General features: G+C 68.5%; 12 protein-coding genes. 7 read left to right on the top strand and 5 right to left on the bottom strand.

All coding sequences use genetic code 11. The features are described 5' to 3' along the window. Positions 1-14 precede the first annotated feature (14 nt). The gene (locus ACQP2O_RS21670) at positions 15-467 is read right to left on the bottom strand and encodes a MarR family winged helix-turn-helix transcriptional regulator (protein WP_433187999.1); all 453 of its coding nucleotides are present in this window, start codon (positions 465-467) and stop codon (positions 15-17) included. A gap of 100 nt (positions 468-567) precedes the next feature. Between ACQP2O_RS21670 and ACQP2O_RS21665 the strand changes: the two genes are divergently transcribed. The 4 genes from ACQP2O_RS21665 to ACQP2O_RS21650 are packed head-to-tail and all read left to right on the top strand — an operon-like array spanning position 568 to position 2,844. Further along, positions 568-1,614: an alpha/beta hydrolase family protein gene (locus ACQP2O_RS21665; protein ID WP_433187996.1), complete on the top strand. Its 1,047-nt coding sequence runs from the start codon at positions 568-570 to the stop codon at positions 1,612-1,614. Next, positions 1,611-2,003 (top strand): PPOX class F420-dependent oxidoreductase, encoded by a 393-nt coding sequence (locus tag ACQP2O_RS21660; protein WP_433187993.1) that lies wholly within the window; start codon positions 1,611-1,613, stop codon positions 2,001-2,003. Before ACQP2O_RS21665 ends, ACQP2O_RS21660 begins: the two co-directional genes overlap by 4 nt. A gap of 50 nt (positions 2,004-2,053) precedes the next feature. Next, positions 2,054-2,287, top strand: coding sequence for an RNA polymerase subunit sigma-70 (locus ACQP2O_RS21655; protein WP_433187991.1), 234 nt, complete (start codon positions 2,054-2,056; stop codon positions 2,285-2,287). A 2-nt stretch (positions 2,288-2,289) separates the two neighbouring features. Further along, a complete protein-coding gene (locus tag ACQP2O_RS21650; protein WP_433187988.1) occupies positions 2,290-2,844 on the top strand; it encodes a Clp protease N-terminal domain-containing protein in 555 nt (184 codons plus the stop codon). A 199-nt stretch (positions 2,845-3,043) separates the two neighbouring features. Here ACQP2O_RS21650 and ACQP2O_RS21645 read toward each other — a convergent pair whose 3' ends face one another. Then, on the bottom strand, positions 3,044-3,835 hold the full coding sequence (locus ACQP2O_RS21645; protein ID WP_433187986.1) for a TetR/AcrR family transcriptional regulator: 792 nt from the start codon (positions 3,833-3,835) through the stop codon (positions 3,044-3,046). A 169-nt stretch (positions 3,836-4,004) separates the two neighbouring features. Between ACQP2O_RS21645 and ACQP2O_RS21640 the strand changes: the two genes are divergently transcribed. Beyond that, positions 4,005-4,646: an NAD(P)-dependent oxidoreductase gene (locus ACQP2O_RS21640; protein WP_433187983.1), complete on the top strand. Its 642-nt coding sequence runs from the start codon at positions 4,005-4,007 to the stop codon at positions 4,644-4,646. A 48-nt stretch (positions 4,647-4,694) separates the two neighbouring features. Here the strand turns inward: ACQP2O_RS21640 and ACQP2O_RS21635 are convergent, their stop codons facing one another. Further along, entirely contained in the window at positions 4,695-6,200 is a 1,506-nt protein-coding gene (locus ACQP2O_RS21635; RefSeq protein WP_433187980.1) for an MDR family MFS transporter, read from the bottom strand. Positions 6,201-6,688: 488 nt separating this feature from the next. Here ACQP2O_RS21635 and ACQP2O_RS21630 point away from each other — a divergent pair, with 488 nt between their 5' ends. Continuing rightward, positions 6,689-7,705 carry a pectate lyase family protein gene (locus tag ACQP2O_RS21630; RefSeq protein WP_433187977.1) on the top strand — a complete coding sequence of 339 codons (1,017 nt, stop codon included), beginning with the start codon at positions 6,689-6,691 and terminating at the stop codon, positions 7,703-7,705. Between the two features lie 78 nt (positions 7,706-7,783). On the opposite strand, the gene ACQP2O_RS21625 is transcribed toward ACQP2O_RS21630, so the two are convergent. Both ACQP2O_RS21625 and ACQP2O_RS21620 read right to left on the bottom strand, forming a co-directional pair. Next, positions 7,784-8,806, bottom strand: a complete 1,023-nt coding sequence (locus tag ACQP2O_RS21625) for a glycosyl hydrolase 53 family protein (RefSeq protein WP_433187974.1) — start codon at positions 8,804-8,806, stop codon at positions 7,784-7,786. Between the two features lie 11 nt (positions 8,807-8,817). Then, positions 8,818-10,698, bottom strand: coding sequence for a rhamnogalacturonan lyase (locus ACQP2O_RS21620; RefSeq protein WP_433187971.1), 1,881 nt, complete (start codon positions 10,696-10,698; stop codon positions 8,818-8,820). A 165-nt stretch (positions 10,699-10,863) separates the two neighbouring features. On the opposite strand from ACQP2O_RS21620, the gene ACQP2O_RS21615 reads away from it, so the two are divergent. Further along, a complete protein-coding gene (locus tag ACQP2O_RS21615) occupies positions 10,864-13,212 on the top strand; it encodes an ATP-binding protein (protein WP_433187968.1) in 2,349 nt (782 codons plus the stop codon). Positions 13,213-13,267: the final 55 nt, after the last annotated feature.

The following is a 13,267-nucleotide window of genomic DNA, read 5'->3' as shown; positions in this document are numbered from 1 at the left end:
CCGCCCGCCGGGGCTCATTCGGTCGCCTGCTCGGCCGCCTCGGCCTGGATGGCCTTGGCGAACCGGGCGAGGAAGGCGCGGAGAGTGTCGCGCTCCTCGGGGGTGAACTCCTCGGAGACGCGGCGCTCGATCGCCGAGGCCCGCGCGTCCGCCTTCTCGAGCGCCGCCCGGCCCTCCTCGGTGAGCCGCGTCTCCAGCACGTTGCGGTGCCACTGGTGTGGGGTGCGCTCGACGAGGCCGCGCTCCTCGAGGTTCTTCAGCACGCCCGTCATCGCCTGGGGGGTGACCACGCAGGCGCGGGCCAGGGCGGCGCCTGACATGCCGGGGTTGTCGGCGAGGACGTACAGGGCGGCGTACTGCGGGACGGTCAGCCCGGCGACCTTGACGGCGGCGTGCTTGGCCGCCATGAGCTCCTGCTCCACCCGCTTGAGGTCCATTCCGAGGCGTTCGTCCAACGGCATGCCCATGTCCCGGATCATACAGACCCGATCAATCATTCGTGTCTTGACAGATATCAAGACCTTGATAAGTTTCAGCCCCGTACCCATCCGAACGACATGGAGGTGCGTGTTGACCTTCTTGGACGATCCGGCGGCGTTGCCGGCGTTCATCGCCTCGGCCCGCTCACGCGCGGTGTCCGCGGGCGTGGACGCCTGCGAGTACGACGCCGTCACGGCGCCATTGACCACCCTGCGCGACTGGCCGACGGCCTTCCGCCGAGCCGGCCGGGAGCACCTGGAGGCGGGTGAACGGGCCGAGAACGAGGGCCGGCTCGTCTCGGCGGGCGAGGCCTACCGGGACGCCGCGCTGTGGTTCCACTTCGCCACGACGATCCCCCACCCCGACCGGAACGGCCACGGCGAGTCCGCCGACGCGATGCGCCGGGCGCTCACCTGCCTGGACCCCACCTGGGAGCGGATCGACGCCGGCGACCTCGTCGGGACCCTGCGCCGGCCGGCCGGAGTGCCGACGCCGCCGCTCGTGGTCGTGATCCCGGGGATGGACTCCGGCAAGGAGGAGTTCGTCTCCATCGCCGACGCGCTGCTGCGGCGGGGCCTGGCGACGCTGGCCATCGACGGGCCGGGCCAGGGCGAGCTCGCTCCCCGGACCGCACCACGACCCGACTACGACAAGGTCACCTCCGCCGCGATCGACGCGATCGACGGCCGGGACGACCTGGACACCGGGCGGATCGGCGCGATCGCCCTCAGCCTCGGCGGCTTCTACGGGGCACTGTCGCTGGCCGCCGAGCCGCGGCTCCGGAGCGGGGTGCTGGTCAGCGGCGTGACCCGGCTCGACTGGGACGCGCTCCCACCGTTCGTCACCGAGACGCTCACGCTGCGCACCGGCAGTGTGGACGCCGCCCGGGAGTTCGCCCGCCGCGTCGACGCGACCGGCGTGCCCGAGCGCATTGAGCAGCCGCTCCTGGTCGTCGACGGCGGCCGGGACGTCATCCCCGGCGCGACCAACGGCGCGGACCTCGCCCGGCACGCGCCGCGCGGTGAGTACCTCCTGATCCCCGAGGGCGACCACCTGGTGGCCAACGCCCGATGGACCTGGCTTCCCCATGCGGCCGACCGGCTCGCCCGACACCTGACCGGGAGCGATCGATGACCACCACCATTCCCGAGAGCCATCGGGACCTCCTCCAACGCCCGCTGTTCGCCCATCTGGCCACGGCGGGGCCCGGCGGACGCCCGCAGGTCACCCCGGTGTGGATGCTCTGGGACGGCGAGCACCTGCGGTTCACCACGACGACCGATCGCCAGAAGTGCCGGAACGTCCAGCGCGAGCCGGACGTCGCGATCTCCGTCAATGATCCCGACCGGCCGTACCGCTATCTGGAGGTGCGCGGCGTCGTCGAGGGCGTCGAGCCCGACCCCGAAGGCACGTTCTTCGACGTCCTCGCCCGCCGCTACGGGCTGTCCTACGAGCCGCCGCTGCCCGACGCCGACCGACGGGTGGTCCTGGTGATGCGCCCGACGCACGCCACGTTCCAGTAACGCGTCAACTTGGGTTGACAGTCGCCCTGCTGTCAACCTATGTTGACGGTATGAGCGATGGAGTCCAGCTCGCCCAGGAGGCGAGCAGCCGCGACCCGGCGATCGGGTTGCGAGCGGTACGCGCGCTGCGCGAACTCGCCGAGCGCCTGGAGACGCTGCAGGTCGAGAGCGCGCGTGACCAGGGATGGTCCTGGCAGGAGATCGCCGTCTGCCTCGGCGTCAGCCGGCAGGCGGTCCACAAGAAGCACGGCGGGGGCCGGCGGATCCTCGGAAAGGAGCGGTAGCGATGTTCGAACGGTTCACCGACGACGCTCGCCAGGTGGTGAAGCTCGCCCAAGAGGAGGCACGGCGCCTGCGCCACCCGTGGATCGGCACCGAGCACCTGCTGCTGGGCATCCTCGACGAGGGACACGGCCCGGCCGCGCAGGCTCTGATCGGCCACGGCCTCACCCTGACGGATCTGCACGGCTGGATCACCCGGATCACCACGCCGGCGGATGACGCCCTCGACCCGGACGCACTCGCCGTCATCGGCATCGACCTGGACCAGGTGCGCCAGGCGACCGAGGCGAGCTTCGGCCCGGGGGCGCTCGACCCGAAGGCGCGCCGGGTGATGCCGAAGGGGCACATCCCATTCACCAAACGCGCCAAGAAGACGCTGGAACTCTCGTTGCGCGAATCCCTCGCCCTCGGGCACAAGTACATCGGCAGCGGGCACCTCCTGCTCGGCCTGCTCCGCGGGGGCGACGGCCTGGCCGTGCGCGCCCTCGTGGAGGCCGGCGTCGACCTGGCCGCCCTCCGCGCCGACGTCACGCGTCGCATCCCCCCGAAGGCGGCCTGACGAGGCGTCATCGAGCATGCGGGTCCGGCGCGGCCGGCCGGACCCTCGTCCGTCACACGCGACGGCGACGCGCCTCTGAGCGCTCAGTCTAGCCGACGCGACGCCGGGGCCATCGCCATGACGCCGAAGGCCGCCGGTAGCTCGCCCCGGTGGACGGCGGCCGGGTCAGAGCGGGGATCGCGCGGCGGAACCGGACGGCTCACCGCCCGGAAGAGCCGGGCGCGTCGGCCTGCCGCGCCCCCGCCCAGGCGTCGCGGGCACGGCGCATGCGGGTCAGCACGTGCTCCCGCGACCGATCACAGGCCCGCGCCGCGCCGGCGAGATGATCAGGGTCGTCCTGCCCCTGCACCAGCAGGGCGAAGGACCACAGTCCGGTCTCCAGCAGGCTCGCCGCCTGTTCGATGTCGGCGACGACCGCGGCACGGGCGCCGGCGGCATCCGTCGCGGTCTCCGCCTCGCGCCGTAGGGCGCGGAAGGCGACCGCCCACAGGCCGGTGATGGCGTTGGCGGCGATCTGCGGTGCCGGGTCGAGGGGGTCCAGTCCGGCCCGCCGGGCCATCGCCTCGGCGGCGACCTGAGCGAGGCGGTCCATCATGTCGCGCTGGGCCGCCCGCAGCGACGGTGACGACTCGATGACCTCGGCCAGGCGCAGCACCTGCCGGAAGTCGCCCCCCGCGGTCCCCGGGCGATCGAAGAAGGCGCCGATCTCAGCGATGAACGCCTGTTTCACGGCCTCGATCGGCGACGCGATGGGCGCGGCCGGGCCCAACGCCTCACGCAGCATGTCGGAGAGGTGGGCTTCGCGGTCCAGGAGCAGGGATTCCTTGGTCGGGAAGTAGTTGTAGACGGTCTTCTCCGACACCCCGCAGGCGGCCGCCACGTCGACGACCCGCACCGCGTCGAACCCCCGCTCGAAGAACAGGGCCGTCGCGGTGTCGGAGATCTGCTGCCGGGTCTGGCGCTTCTTGCGCTCCCGCAGCCCTTCCGCCACCCCATCTCCTCCTCGTCACCGGTACGCGGCCGGAACCACGGTAACAGAAGTACCGCCACTATATTTTTATAGCCACAGGATTCTTACTGTTACTGTACGTTCTGTTCCTGGGGCGCCGCCCTCGCGGCCCGAGCGCCGCCACGATCGCTCACACGGAAGAAAGGGCGTCATGAGCCGTCTCATCGTCTTCGGTGCCGCCGGACGCACCGGGGAGGTCATCGTCCGCGAAGCGCTGCACGCCGGTCACACCGTCACCGCGGCCGTACGCGACCCTGGCCGTTTCAGCCCCGAGTTGCCGGTGGAGGCCGCGAGACGCGTTTCGGTGGCCCGTGCGGACGTGCTCGATCCGGACGAGGCCCGTGCCGCTCTGGCCGGCCACGACGCCGTCGTCTCCGCGATCGGGCCGGCCGGCCGCAGTGCGCATGGCCTGTACTCCGGCGCCGCCCGATCGCTCGTCGCCGCGATGACGGCGACGGGCGTGCGCCGGCTGCTCACCATCTCCTCCGCCGGAGTCCGCGACGACGACCCGGGCTTCCCGCTGTGGTACCGCGCCGTCGCTCACACGCTGCTCAAAGAGCTCTACGGCGACATGCGCCGCATGGAGACGATCATCCGCGAGAGTCCTCTGGACTGGACATTCGTCCGTCCCACCCGGCTGACGGACACTCCCGCCACCGAGGAGTACCGCGTCGGCGAGGGCGTCACCCCGCCGCGAGGCCGGATGATCGCCCGCACCGACCTCGCCCGCTTCGTCGTCCGCGAGCTGGAAGAACGCCGCTGGTCACGGAAGGCGCCCACCCTCGCCCAATGAGTCGCGGCCGTGAATCCGCCCGGGTGAGGCCGGCACGCCCATGGCTCCTCAGTCGAGGGCGAGCGGCTCGGCCCGGCGCGGCATCACGGCGACCGCCATGACGCCGAGGACGGCCAGCACGACGAGGGTGAGGAAGACGTTGTGGGCCGCGTGGGAGAGCGAGGACCGGACGAACGCCGTGGTCGCCCCGTCCCGCGCGCCGCCCCGGCCGGCCGACACCAGGCTGGCGGCGTCGGCGTTCTTGCCCAGCCGGCCGACGAGCGCGGCCGGAGGATGGGCCAACCGGCTCGCGAGGGTCCCGTTGGCGATCGCGCCGAACACCGCCGCGCCGACCGCGCTGCCGAGCGAGCGGCCGAACATGTTGGTCCCGGTGACGACGCCACGGCGTTCCCAGCCGACGACGGACTGCACGGCGACCAGGGTCGGACTCGAGGTGAAGCCCAGGCCGACGCCGATCACGAAGCACGCGCCGCCGACCTGCCAGAGCTTCGTGTCCGTGCCGAAGGGAACGCACAGGAGCGTCCCGGCCACCACCACGACACTGCCGATCAGTGAGGTGTCACGGAATCCGATGCGCAGGTAGAGGCGTCCGGACTGCGAGGCGGAGATCGGCCAGCCCACCGTGAGCGCGGCGAGCGCGAACCCCGCCACCAGCGCGCTGGTGCCCAGCACTCCCTGGGCGTACGTCGGCACGTACGAACTGAGCCCGATCAGCACCGCGCCCACGGTGACGGCCGTGAGATTCCCTCCGGTCAGGATGCGGTGGCGGAAGACCCAGAGCGGCAGGATCGGTTCGGCCGCGCGCCCTTCCAGCAGGAGGAAGACCACGAGGGCGACCACGCCGACCGCGAAGATCAGAAGGCTCGGCGCCGACGCCCAGCCCCACTCCACCCCACCTTCGAGCAGGCCCAGGATGATCAGGGAGCACCCGGCCGTGAGCAGGACGGCACCGGGGTAGTCGATGCGGTGCGAGCGCCGCTCGACGGCCTCGTTGAACCGCCGCGCGAGCATGAAGGCGGCCAGCGCCCCCAGCGGAAGGTTGACGAAGAAGATCCAGCGCCACGACAGGTAGTCGGCGAACACGCCGCCGAGCGTCGGGCCGACGACCGAGGACACGCCCCAGACGCTGGCGATGTACCCCTGCACCCGGGCGCGTTCCTCGACGGTGTACATGTCGCCCACCATCGTCATGCTCATCGGCTGGACGGCGCCCGCGCCGATTCCCTGCACGGCGCGGAACACGATGAGGCTGACCATGCTCCAGGCCGCCCCGCACAGCACGGAGCCGAGGAGGAACGCTCCAATCCCGAAGAACATGATCGGCTTGCGGCCGAAGACGTCGGCCAGCTTCCCGTACAGCGGCACGGTGACCGCCTGGGTCAGCAGGTAGATCGAGAACAGCCACGGGAACTGCGTGAAGCCGCCGAGGTCGTGGACCACGGACGGCACCGCGGTCGCGATGATCGTGCTGTCCAGTGCGACGAGCCCGGTGCTGAGCATGAGCGCGGCGAGCACGGGTCCCCGTTCGGATCGCAGGCCCACTCCCTCTGCCATCGACGGGGGCCTTGTCGTCGTCACGTGGGTGTCCCTTTCTCCCGGCAGCGCGAGACCGGCCCTCCCGAGAGGAGCGGCCGGCCGTTAGCTCGCACAACCATCTCACTTCAGATCGCATTCCACCTCAACCCGGCACGTTCCACTTAACGGACCATTAGCGACAATTTGGCGTCCGCAGCGCCATCCTCCGCCGCAAGGGGCGGCCCGTTCGGATCGACGGAGACCTCGCACTCCCGGCGGGCGCACGCCCCCCGGCCGGACCACCGGTGAAACTTTCATGGTGGCCGCCCGCCGCGCGCCGGTCTTCCGCACCGCGTCTCCCCTGGTGACCCGATGCCGGGGATGCCCGCGTGACCACCGAGCCGATCGGTGCACACCGCTCCGCGCGCCCGTCGTTGACGGTTCGGTGATGACGGCGCGACCCTGACGGTTAGGAAAAGCTTTTCCGGCGCTCCCACCGCACCACCTACCCCTGGAGGAGGTCCACCATGGGGAACTCGCAAGGAACGGCCCGGACCCGGCGGCTTCCGCTCGGCCCCCTGAGCGTGGCCGCCGCCCTCGGTCTCGCACTCGGTACCGGTGCGCTGACCGGCACGGGAGCGACCGCTACGACCGGCACGGCGGCACCGGCCGCCGCCGCGGCGTACGAGTCCAGCCCGGTCGGGTTCGCGAGCCTGAACGGCGGCACGACCGGCGGCGCCGGCGGCACGACGGTCACCGTGACCACCGCGTCGCAGCTGACCGACTACGCCTCGCGCAGCGGCTCCTTCGTCATCAAGGTCAACGGCTCGATCTCGCTGTCGTCGATGACGAAGGTCACCTCGAACAAGACGATCATCGGCGTCGGCACCGCCGGGAAGATCACGGGATACGGACTCAACGTCGCCAGCGCCAAGAACGTGATCATCCGGAATCTGACGTTCACCGGCTCGGCCGACGACGCGATCAACGTGCAGTACTCCACGAACGTGTGGATCGACCACAACGACCTGTCGAACGCCTACGACGGCCTGACCGACATCAAGCGGGCGTCCGACTACGTCACCGTGTCGTGGAACCACTACCACAACCACGACAAGACCGCGCTGCTCGGCCACTCCGACAGCAACGGGTCCGAGGACATCGGCCACCTGCGGGTGACCTACGTGCACAACTGGTTCGACGGGACGACCCAGCGGCACCCGCGGGTCCGCTTCGGCAACCCGGTGCACGTCTTCAACAACTACTACGGCGCCGTCACCAGCTACGGTGTCGCCTCCACCTGCAACGCCGGCGTGTTCGTCGAGAAGAACTACTTCGACAACGTCTCGAATCCGACGGTCATCCAGACCGGTGACTCGCCGGACGGCAACCTGAAGGCGGACGGCAACTACCTGGTGGGCTCGGGCAGCGTCACCACCCGCAACGCCTCCAGCGTCGCGAGCATCCCCTACTCCTACTCCGCCGAGGCCGCCTCGTCGGTGAAGTCGACCGTCACCGCGGGCGCGGGCGTCGGCAAGATCTGACCCGACCGGACGCGGGGCGAACGGCCGTGGCGGGCATCCCCGCCACGGCCGTTCGTCGGGCCGGGTTCATCGGCCCGGTCAGGCGTTGAGGAAGCCGTTCAGCGCGGTCGTGGGACGCCGGGTGGCCGGATCCCACGCCCCCGACGCGTAGGAGTTGAACGGGGAGTACACCTCGGGCTCCCAGTAGAACAGCCCCAGCCCGCCGAAGTTCTTCAGGCCGGTGATGAAGGTCTGCATGTCGGTGCGGGTCCGGTCCGGCCGGTCGTAGCGCCCGCCGAACTCCACCTGCATCACCGGCTTCCCGTACTTCGACTGGATCGCCGCCATGTTGGACAGAACGCCGGTGACGTTCGAGCCGCTGGCGTACGAGGACAGCGCCGTGATGTCCCATTTGCCGCCGTTGCTCTTGTAGGCGTCGAGGAAGCCGTAGACGCTGTTCAGGTTCTGCGGCTGAGCCAGGTGGACGAGGACCGGAGTGCTCGGGAAGACCTCTTTCACCATGTCGTAGGCCGCGTTGAGCAGCCCCGTCATCTGCGCGGGCTTGCTGACGCTGCCGACCGGGTGGCAGATGCCGCCGTTGGTCTCGTTGCCGATCTGCACCCAGCCGGGCGTCACGCCGTTGGCCTTGATGACGTTCATCGAGTGATAGACGTAGTCGTACATTGCCTGCAGCATCTGGCTGTAGGACATGCTCGCCCAGGCGGCGGGCGGGTTCTGCACCCCGGCGGAGTTCCACGTGTCGCCGAAGTGGAAGTCGATGTCGACCGGCAGGCCGGCGCTCTTGCACCGTTTGGCCATCGCGGCGGTCTCGTCGATCGAGCAGTGGCCGTTGCTCGGATCGCTCGACGGGTTGACCCAGGTCCGCAGCCGGATCGCGTTGATTCCGTAGCCTTTGAGGATGGTGAGCAGGTCGCGCTGGACGCCGCTGCTGTCGTAGAAGGTGTAGCCGTTCGCCTCCATCTGCGGCAGCCAGCTGACGTCGGCGCCCTTGACGAACGTCGCCGCCGACGCGGGCGTGGCCGGGAGCAGGGACGGCAGTGCCAGCGCCGCCGCGCCGGCGCCGGCCGCCTTGAGCGCGGTCCTTCGGCTGATGTGGTCCATGGGAGCTCCCGTCAGGGGGTGTAGATGTTCGGGCGGGCGGGCTCGGCCATGCCGTTCCCGATGAAGAAGCTCGGGTGCGGCGGCTGGTTGTAGGCGGTGTTCTGCCAGGCGATGGCCGTGCGGTACTGCGTGTCGTGCATGAGCGTGACGATGCGCCGGTCGGTGACCGCCGTCGTCGTGTAGATCCGCAGGGCGGTGCTGTCGGTGGTCCGCCAGATGACCTCCTCGCGCCAGTCGCCGAGGATGTCGCCGGACAGGGCGGGAGTGGCCTTCGTGCTGTTGTTGGACGCCACGCCGGAGCCGGTCAGCAGGCGCGTGTCGGAGCTCGTCCCGTACTTGTCGATGTGCGTGCCGTCGAGCAGTTCCCGTACGGGGTCGGCGTCCCACCAGACGAGGAAGTTGATCGAGGAGGGCTTGCGGCCGATGACGTTGCCGTGGGTGTCGCGCAGGCCGTCGGCGCGCGCCGACCAGGACTCGGCGCCGGGGCTGCCCGCCCAGATGTCGCCGGAGACGCCGCGTCCGTTGTCCCCGTTCGGATCGGTCTTCCAGATGACCTGGCCGGTACGGGCGTCGGCGAACCAGGAGCTCGGCGCGGACGAGTTCTCGTCTACCTTGAACTCCTCCAGGCCGGGACGGCTCGGGTCGAGGTCGCCGACGTGCATCGCGTCGCCGTGGCCGTTCTTGGTGGTCCACAGGCCGGCGCCGTTGTCGTCGACGCACATCGCGCCGTAGACGATCTCGTCCTTGCCGTCGCCGTCCACGTCGGCCACCGACAGCTGGTGGTCCCCCTGGCCGTCGTAGCCCTTGCCGGAGTTGGTGGAGCTGTTGGTGTCGAAGGTCCAGCGGCGGGTGAACGCGCCGTTCCGCCAGTCCCAGGCGGTGATCACCGTACGGGTGTAGTAGCCGCGCGCCTCGATCAGGCTCGGCCGCTGCCCGTCGACGTACGCGGTGCCGGCCAGGAACCGGTCGACCCGGTTGCCGTAGCCGTCACCCCAACTGGAGACGGTGCCACGCGCGGGGACGTAGTCGACGGTCTGCATCGCCGCGCCGGTCTGCCCGTTGAACATCGTGAGGTACTCCGGCCCGGACAGGATGTACCCGCTGGAGTTGCGGTAGTCGGCGGAGGCGTCGCCGATGACCTTTCCGGTGCCGTCCTTGGTGCCGTCGGCGGTCTTCATGGCGACCTCGGCCTTGCCGTCGCCGTCGTAGTCGTACACCTGGAACTGCGTGTAGTGCGCGCCCGCCCGGATGTTGCGGCCGAGGTCGATCCGCCACAGCCGGGTGCCGTTCAGCCGGTACGCGTCCACGTACACGTCGCCGGTGTAGCCGGACTGGGAGTTGTCCTTCGAGTTGGACGGATCCCATTTCAGGATGATCTCGTACTGCCCGTCGCCGTCGACGTCGCCGACGCTCGCGTCGTTGGCGCTGTAGGTGTAGGAGACGCCGTCGGGGGTCGTGCCCCCGGCGGGCGGCTGGATCGGCACATCGAGGTAGCCGTTGCCGAACCGCAGCGACGACTCCGACGGCGACTGCTCCGTGCCGTTCACCACGGGCCGCACCGTGTACGACGCCGCCGCATCCGCTCCGGCGTCGTAGTAGTTCGTCGAGTTCGTGATCGGGCTGGAGTTCACCTTCGTCGAGCCGCGGTAGAGGTTGAACGCCACCCCCGACGGATCGGTGCCGAGCAGCCGCCAGCTGACGAAGTTGCCGCTGCCGGACCGTACGCTGACCAGGCCGCGGTTCAGTTTCTCCACCTGACGCGCGGTCACCGCCAGCGCGTCGTGCCGGGGCAGTTGCACACCACCCGCGATCGCCGTCCCGGCGGCGAGGGCGATCGCGACCGCTCCGGCCCGCCGCCCTGGGCGTTGTCGCGTGCTTCGTGGACGTCCCATCGAGGTTCTCCTCTTCCGACCGACGAGGAAAGCGTTTTCCGGGCAATCGACGAAGCTAACCCCCTTGGCCAGGTCGGACCAAGGTGCTTTCACCGCTCTTTCACGGCGCGGAACACCTAGCCCGCGTACTGCGGCGCCGGCCGGTACGGCGGCGTAGTGTGAGGTATGGCCGCCGGAATGCGGAAGACCGGAAAGCTGCCATGTGACCTGACCAGCTTCGTGGGCCGTCCGCGCGAGATGTCAGAGGTCATACGGAGGCTCTCCGCGACTCGCCTGGTGACGTTGACCGGGCCTGGTGGCGTGGGGAAGACACGGCTGGCCCTCCAGATCGCGAATGAGAGGCGGAGGGCGTTCGCGGACGGCACGTGGGTTATCGATCTTGCGCCGCTCCAGGATGGCGGTCTGCTGGCGCGATCGGTCGCGGCGGCTCTTGGGCTGCGGGAGGATTCAACCCGATCTCCGATGGCCATGCTGGAGGAGCATCTCGAAGACAAGCACCTTTGTCTGGTGCTAGATAATTGCGAGCATCTACTTCGCGACTGCGCCATCCTGACCAAGAAGTTGCTTACGGCGGCTCCGCGGCTGCGAATTCTGGCGACCAGTCGGCAGATTCTTAACATCAAGGGCGAGTTCGTCTTCCAGGTGCCCCCCTTGTCAGTACCGGAGACGAACCACCATCTTACGGTAGGGCAGGCCCGCAAATACGAGGCGGTTCAACTTTTTGTTGAGCGAGCAGCGACCGCTGCTCCGTCTTTTACGCTTACGCCCGATAACTGCACGACGGTGGCTCGACTGTGTCAACAGCTCGACGGCATTCCATTGGCGATCGAACTGGCCGCAGTGCGGTTGCGGGCGCTGTCCGTCGAGCAGATCCTCACGCGACTGGAGGATCGCTTTCAGCTACTGGTCGGCAAACGCCGCGCCGCGCTGCCGCGGCATCAGACCTTGCGAGCAGCCATCGACTGGAGTCATGAGCAATGCTCGCAAGAAGAGCAGATCTTGTGGGCTCGACTGTCGGTGTTCTCCGGATCGTGCGACCTCGAGGCGGTTCAGGAAGTATGCACCGGCGGCGAGATCGCCGCGGACGACGTACTTGACCTGCTTGCCGAGCTACTGGATAAGTCGATTCTCACACGAGAAGAGTTCGCCGGCGTAGTGCGATACCGGATGCTGGAGACAATCCGCCAATATGGACACATGCGCTTGGTGGAAGCCGGACAAATAGCAGCCACGCGCCGCTCACTCCGCGGTTACTATACAAGAAAAAGCCAACACCTGGAGTGCGAATGGCTCGGTCGACACCAGAAGGAATGGATCGAATGGATTGAGCCGGAGTGGGATAATCTACGGATCGTATTGCACTCTTGCATGAGTGATCCCGATGGGGCGCATGCCGGAATAGAAATCATCACCGCGCTATGGGAGTGCTGGACGTTCTTCGGGCGCATCGGTGAAGGTCGAGACTGGCTTGCCCAGGCCCTCAAGAAAGAGAATCGACGCGACACCGCAAGAGTCAAGGCATTGGCGGTAAACGCCCATCTCGCCGTCATGCAGGGCGATATGCCGGCCGCACGGCGAGCCCTCAATGAAGGCTACGCCGTCGCGCACCGACTCAATGACACTGATGCACTCGCACATCTTTGGCTCGCCCAAGGCGTGGCCGCCGTCTCTGGGGGTGACCCACAAGAGGGGATCTCACTGCTGGAAAAGGTCCTGGCCACTTATCGCGGCGACGCTGGCGCGCACTCCAGAAACGCCTTGCTGATCACCTTCATGTGCATGTTCTTCTTGGCGTTGGCCGACATATTCGCCGGCGATCGTCGCACCTCCTCTTACGGCGCCAGATGCCAGGAGCTGGCCGAGAGCGCCGGCGCCGAGTGGTCGATGACCTGGGGAATGTGGATCAGCGGCCTCGAACAATGGCGGAGCGGAGACATGCCGAGCGGCACCGCGATGCTTCAAGAGAGCCTTCGCCGTCAACGAGCACTCGATGATCGATGGGGGTCGACGTGGAATATCGAGGTACTCGCCTGGACCGCAGCGTCCTCCGGACAACACGAACGCGCAGTTCGCCTTCTTGGGATCGCACAGGGCCTTCGAAAGACGAGTGGCGTATCCCTTTTGGAGATGCTGCCGTTCGCCCACGCTCATGAGCGGTGCGAAGCAGAACTGCGATACGCGATCGGAAACGAAGATTTCGCGGCGGGCTTCCAATGTGGCACGAAATTTGACTTCGATTGTGCTTTCGCTTACGCGGTCGGCGAGGACGTCGTAGAGACGGCCTCGGTCGCGGCACCGGCGGATGCCTCACCTCCGAATCCGCTGACAGCCAGGGAGCGGCAGGTTGCAAGGTTGATCAGCAATGGCATGAGCAACAAAGAGATCGCCGACGTTCTTGTCATCGCTCAACGGACCGCCGAAGCTCACGTGGAACATATCTTGACGAAGCTCGACTTGACCTCTCGCGTGGGCATCGTGGCATGGGTAGCGGACCAGGAGCCGGGTCCCCGCTGAGGGCCCGCTGGTCAGCGCGCGATGAGTTCGAAGGGCATCGATTGCCCAACACGCA

The organism is Actinoallomurus sp. CA-150999, assembly GCF_050942425.1.
GTDB lineage: Bacteria > Actinomycetota > Actinomycetes > Streptosporangiales > Streptosporangiaceae > Actinoallomurus.
The sequence above is the reverse complement of the archived record's forward strand: the minus strand, read 5'-3'. Positions and strand labels throughout refer to the sequence as shown.

Bases quoted from the DNA above. Each gene is read 5' to 3' on its own strand.
- ACQP2O_RS21620 (WP_433187971.1), bottom strand. From the start codon at position 10,698: ATGGGACGTCCACGAAGCACGCGACAACGCCCAGGGCGGCGGGCCGGA.
- ACQP2O_RS21635 (WP_433187980.1), bottom strand. From the start codon at position 6,200: ATGGCAGAGGGAGTGGGCCTGCGATCCGAACGGGGACCCGTGCTCGCC.
- ACQP2O_RS21615 (WP_433187968.1), top strand. From the start codon at position 10,864: ATGGCCGCCGGAATGCGGAAGACCGGAAAGCTGCCATGTGACCTGACC.
- ACQP2O_RS21650 (WP_433187988.1), top strand. From the start codon at position 2,290: ATGTTCGAACGGTTCACCGACGACGCTCGCCAGGTGGTGAAGCTCGCC.
- ACQP2O_RS21655 (WP_433187991.1), top strand. From the start codon at position 2,054: ATGAGCGATGGAGTCCAGCTCGCCCAGGAGGCGAGCAGCCGCGACCCG.
- ACQP2O_RS21625 (WP_433187974.1), bottom strand. From the start codon at position 8,806: ATGGACCACATCAGCCGAAGGACCGCGCTCAAGGCGGCCGGCGCCGGC.
- ACQP2O_RS21660 (WP_433187993.1), top strand. From the start codon at position 1,611: ATGACCACCACCATTCCCGAGAGCCATCGGGACCTCCTCCAACGCCCG.
- ACQP2O_RS21640 (WP_433187983.1), top strand. From the start codon at position 4,005: ATGAGCCGTCTCATCGTCTTCGGTGCCGCCGGACGCACCGGGGAGGTC.
- ACQP2O_RS21630 (WP_433187977.1), top strand. From the start codon at position 6,689: ATGGGGAACTCGCAAGGAACGGCCCGGACCCGGCGGCTTCCGCTCGGC.
- ACQP2O_RS21670 (WP_433187999.1), bottom strand. From the start codon at position 467: ATGGGCATGCCGTTGGACGAACGCCTCGGAATGGACCTCAAGCGGGTG.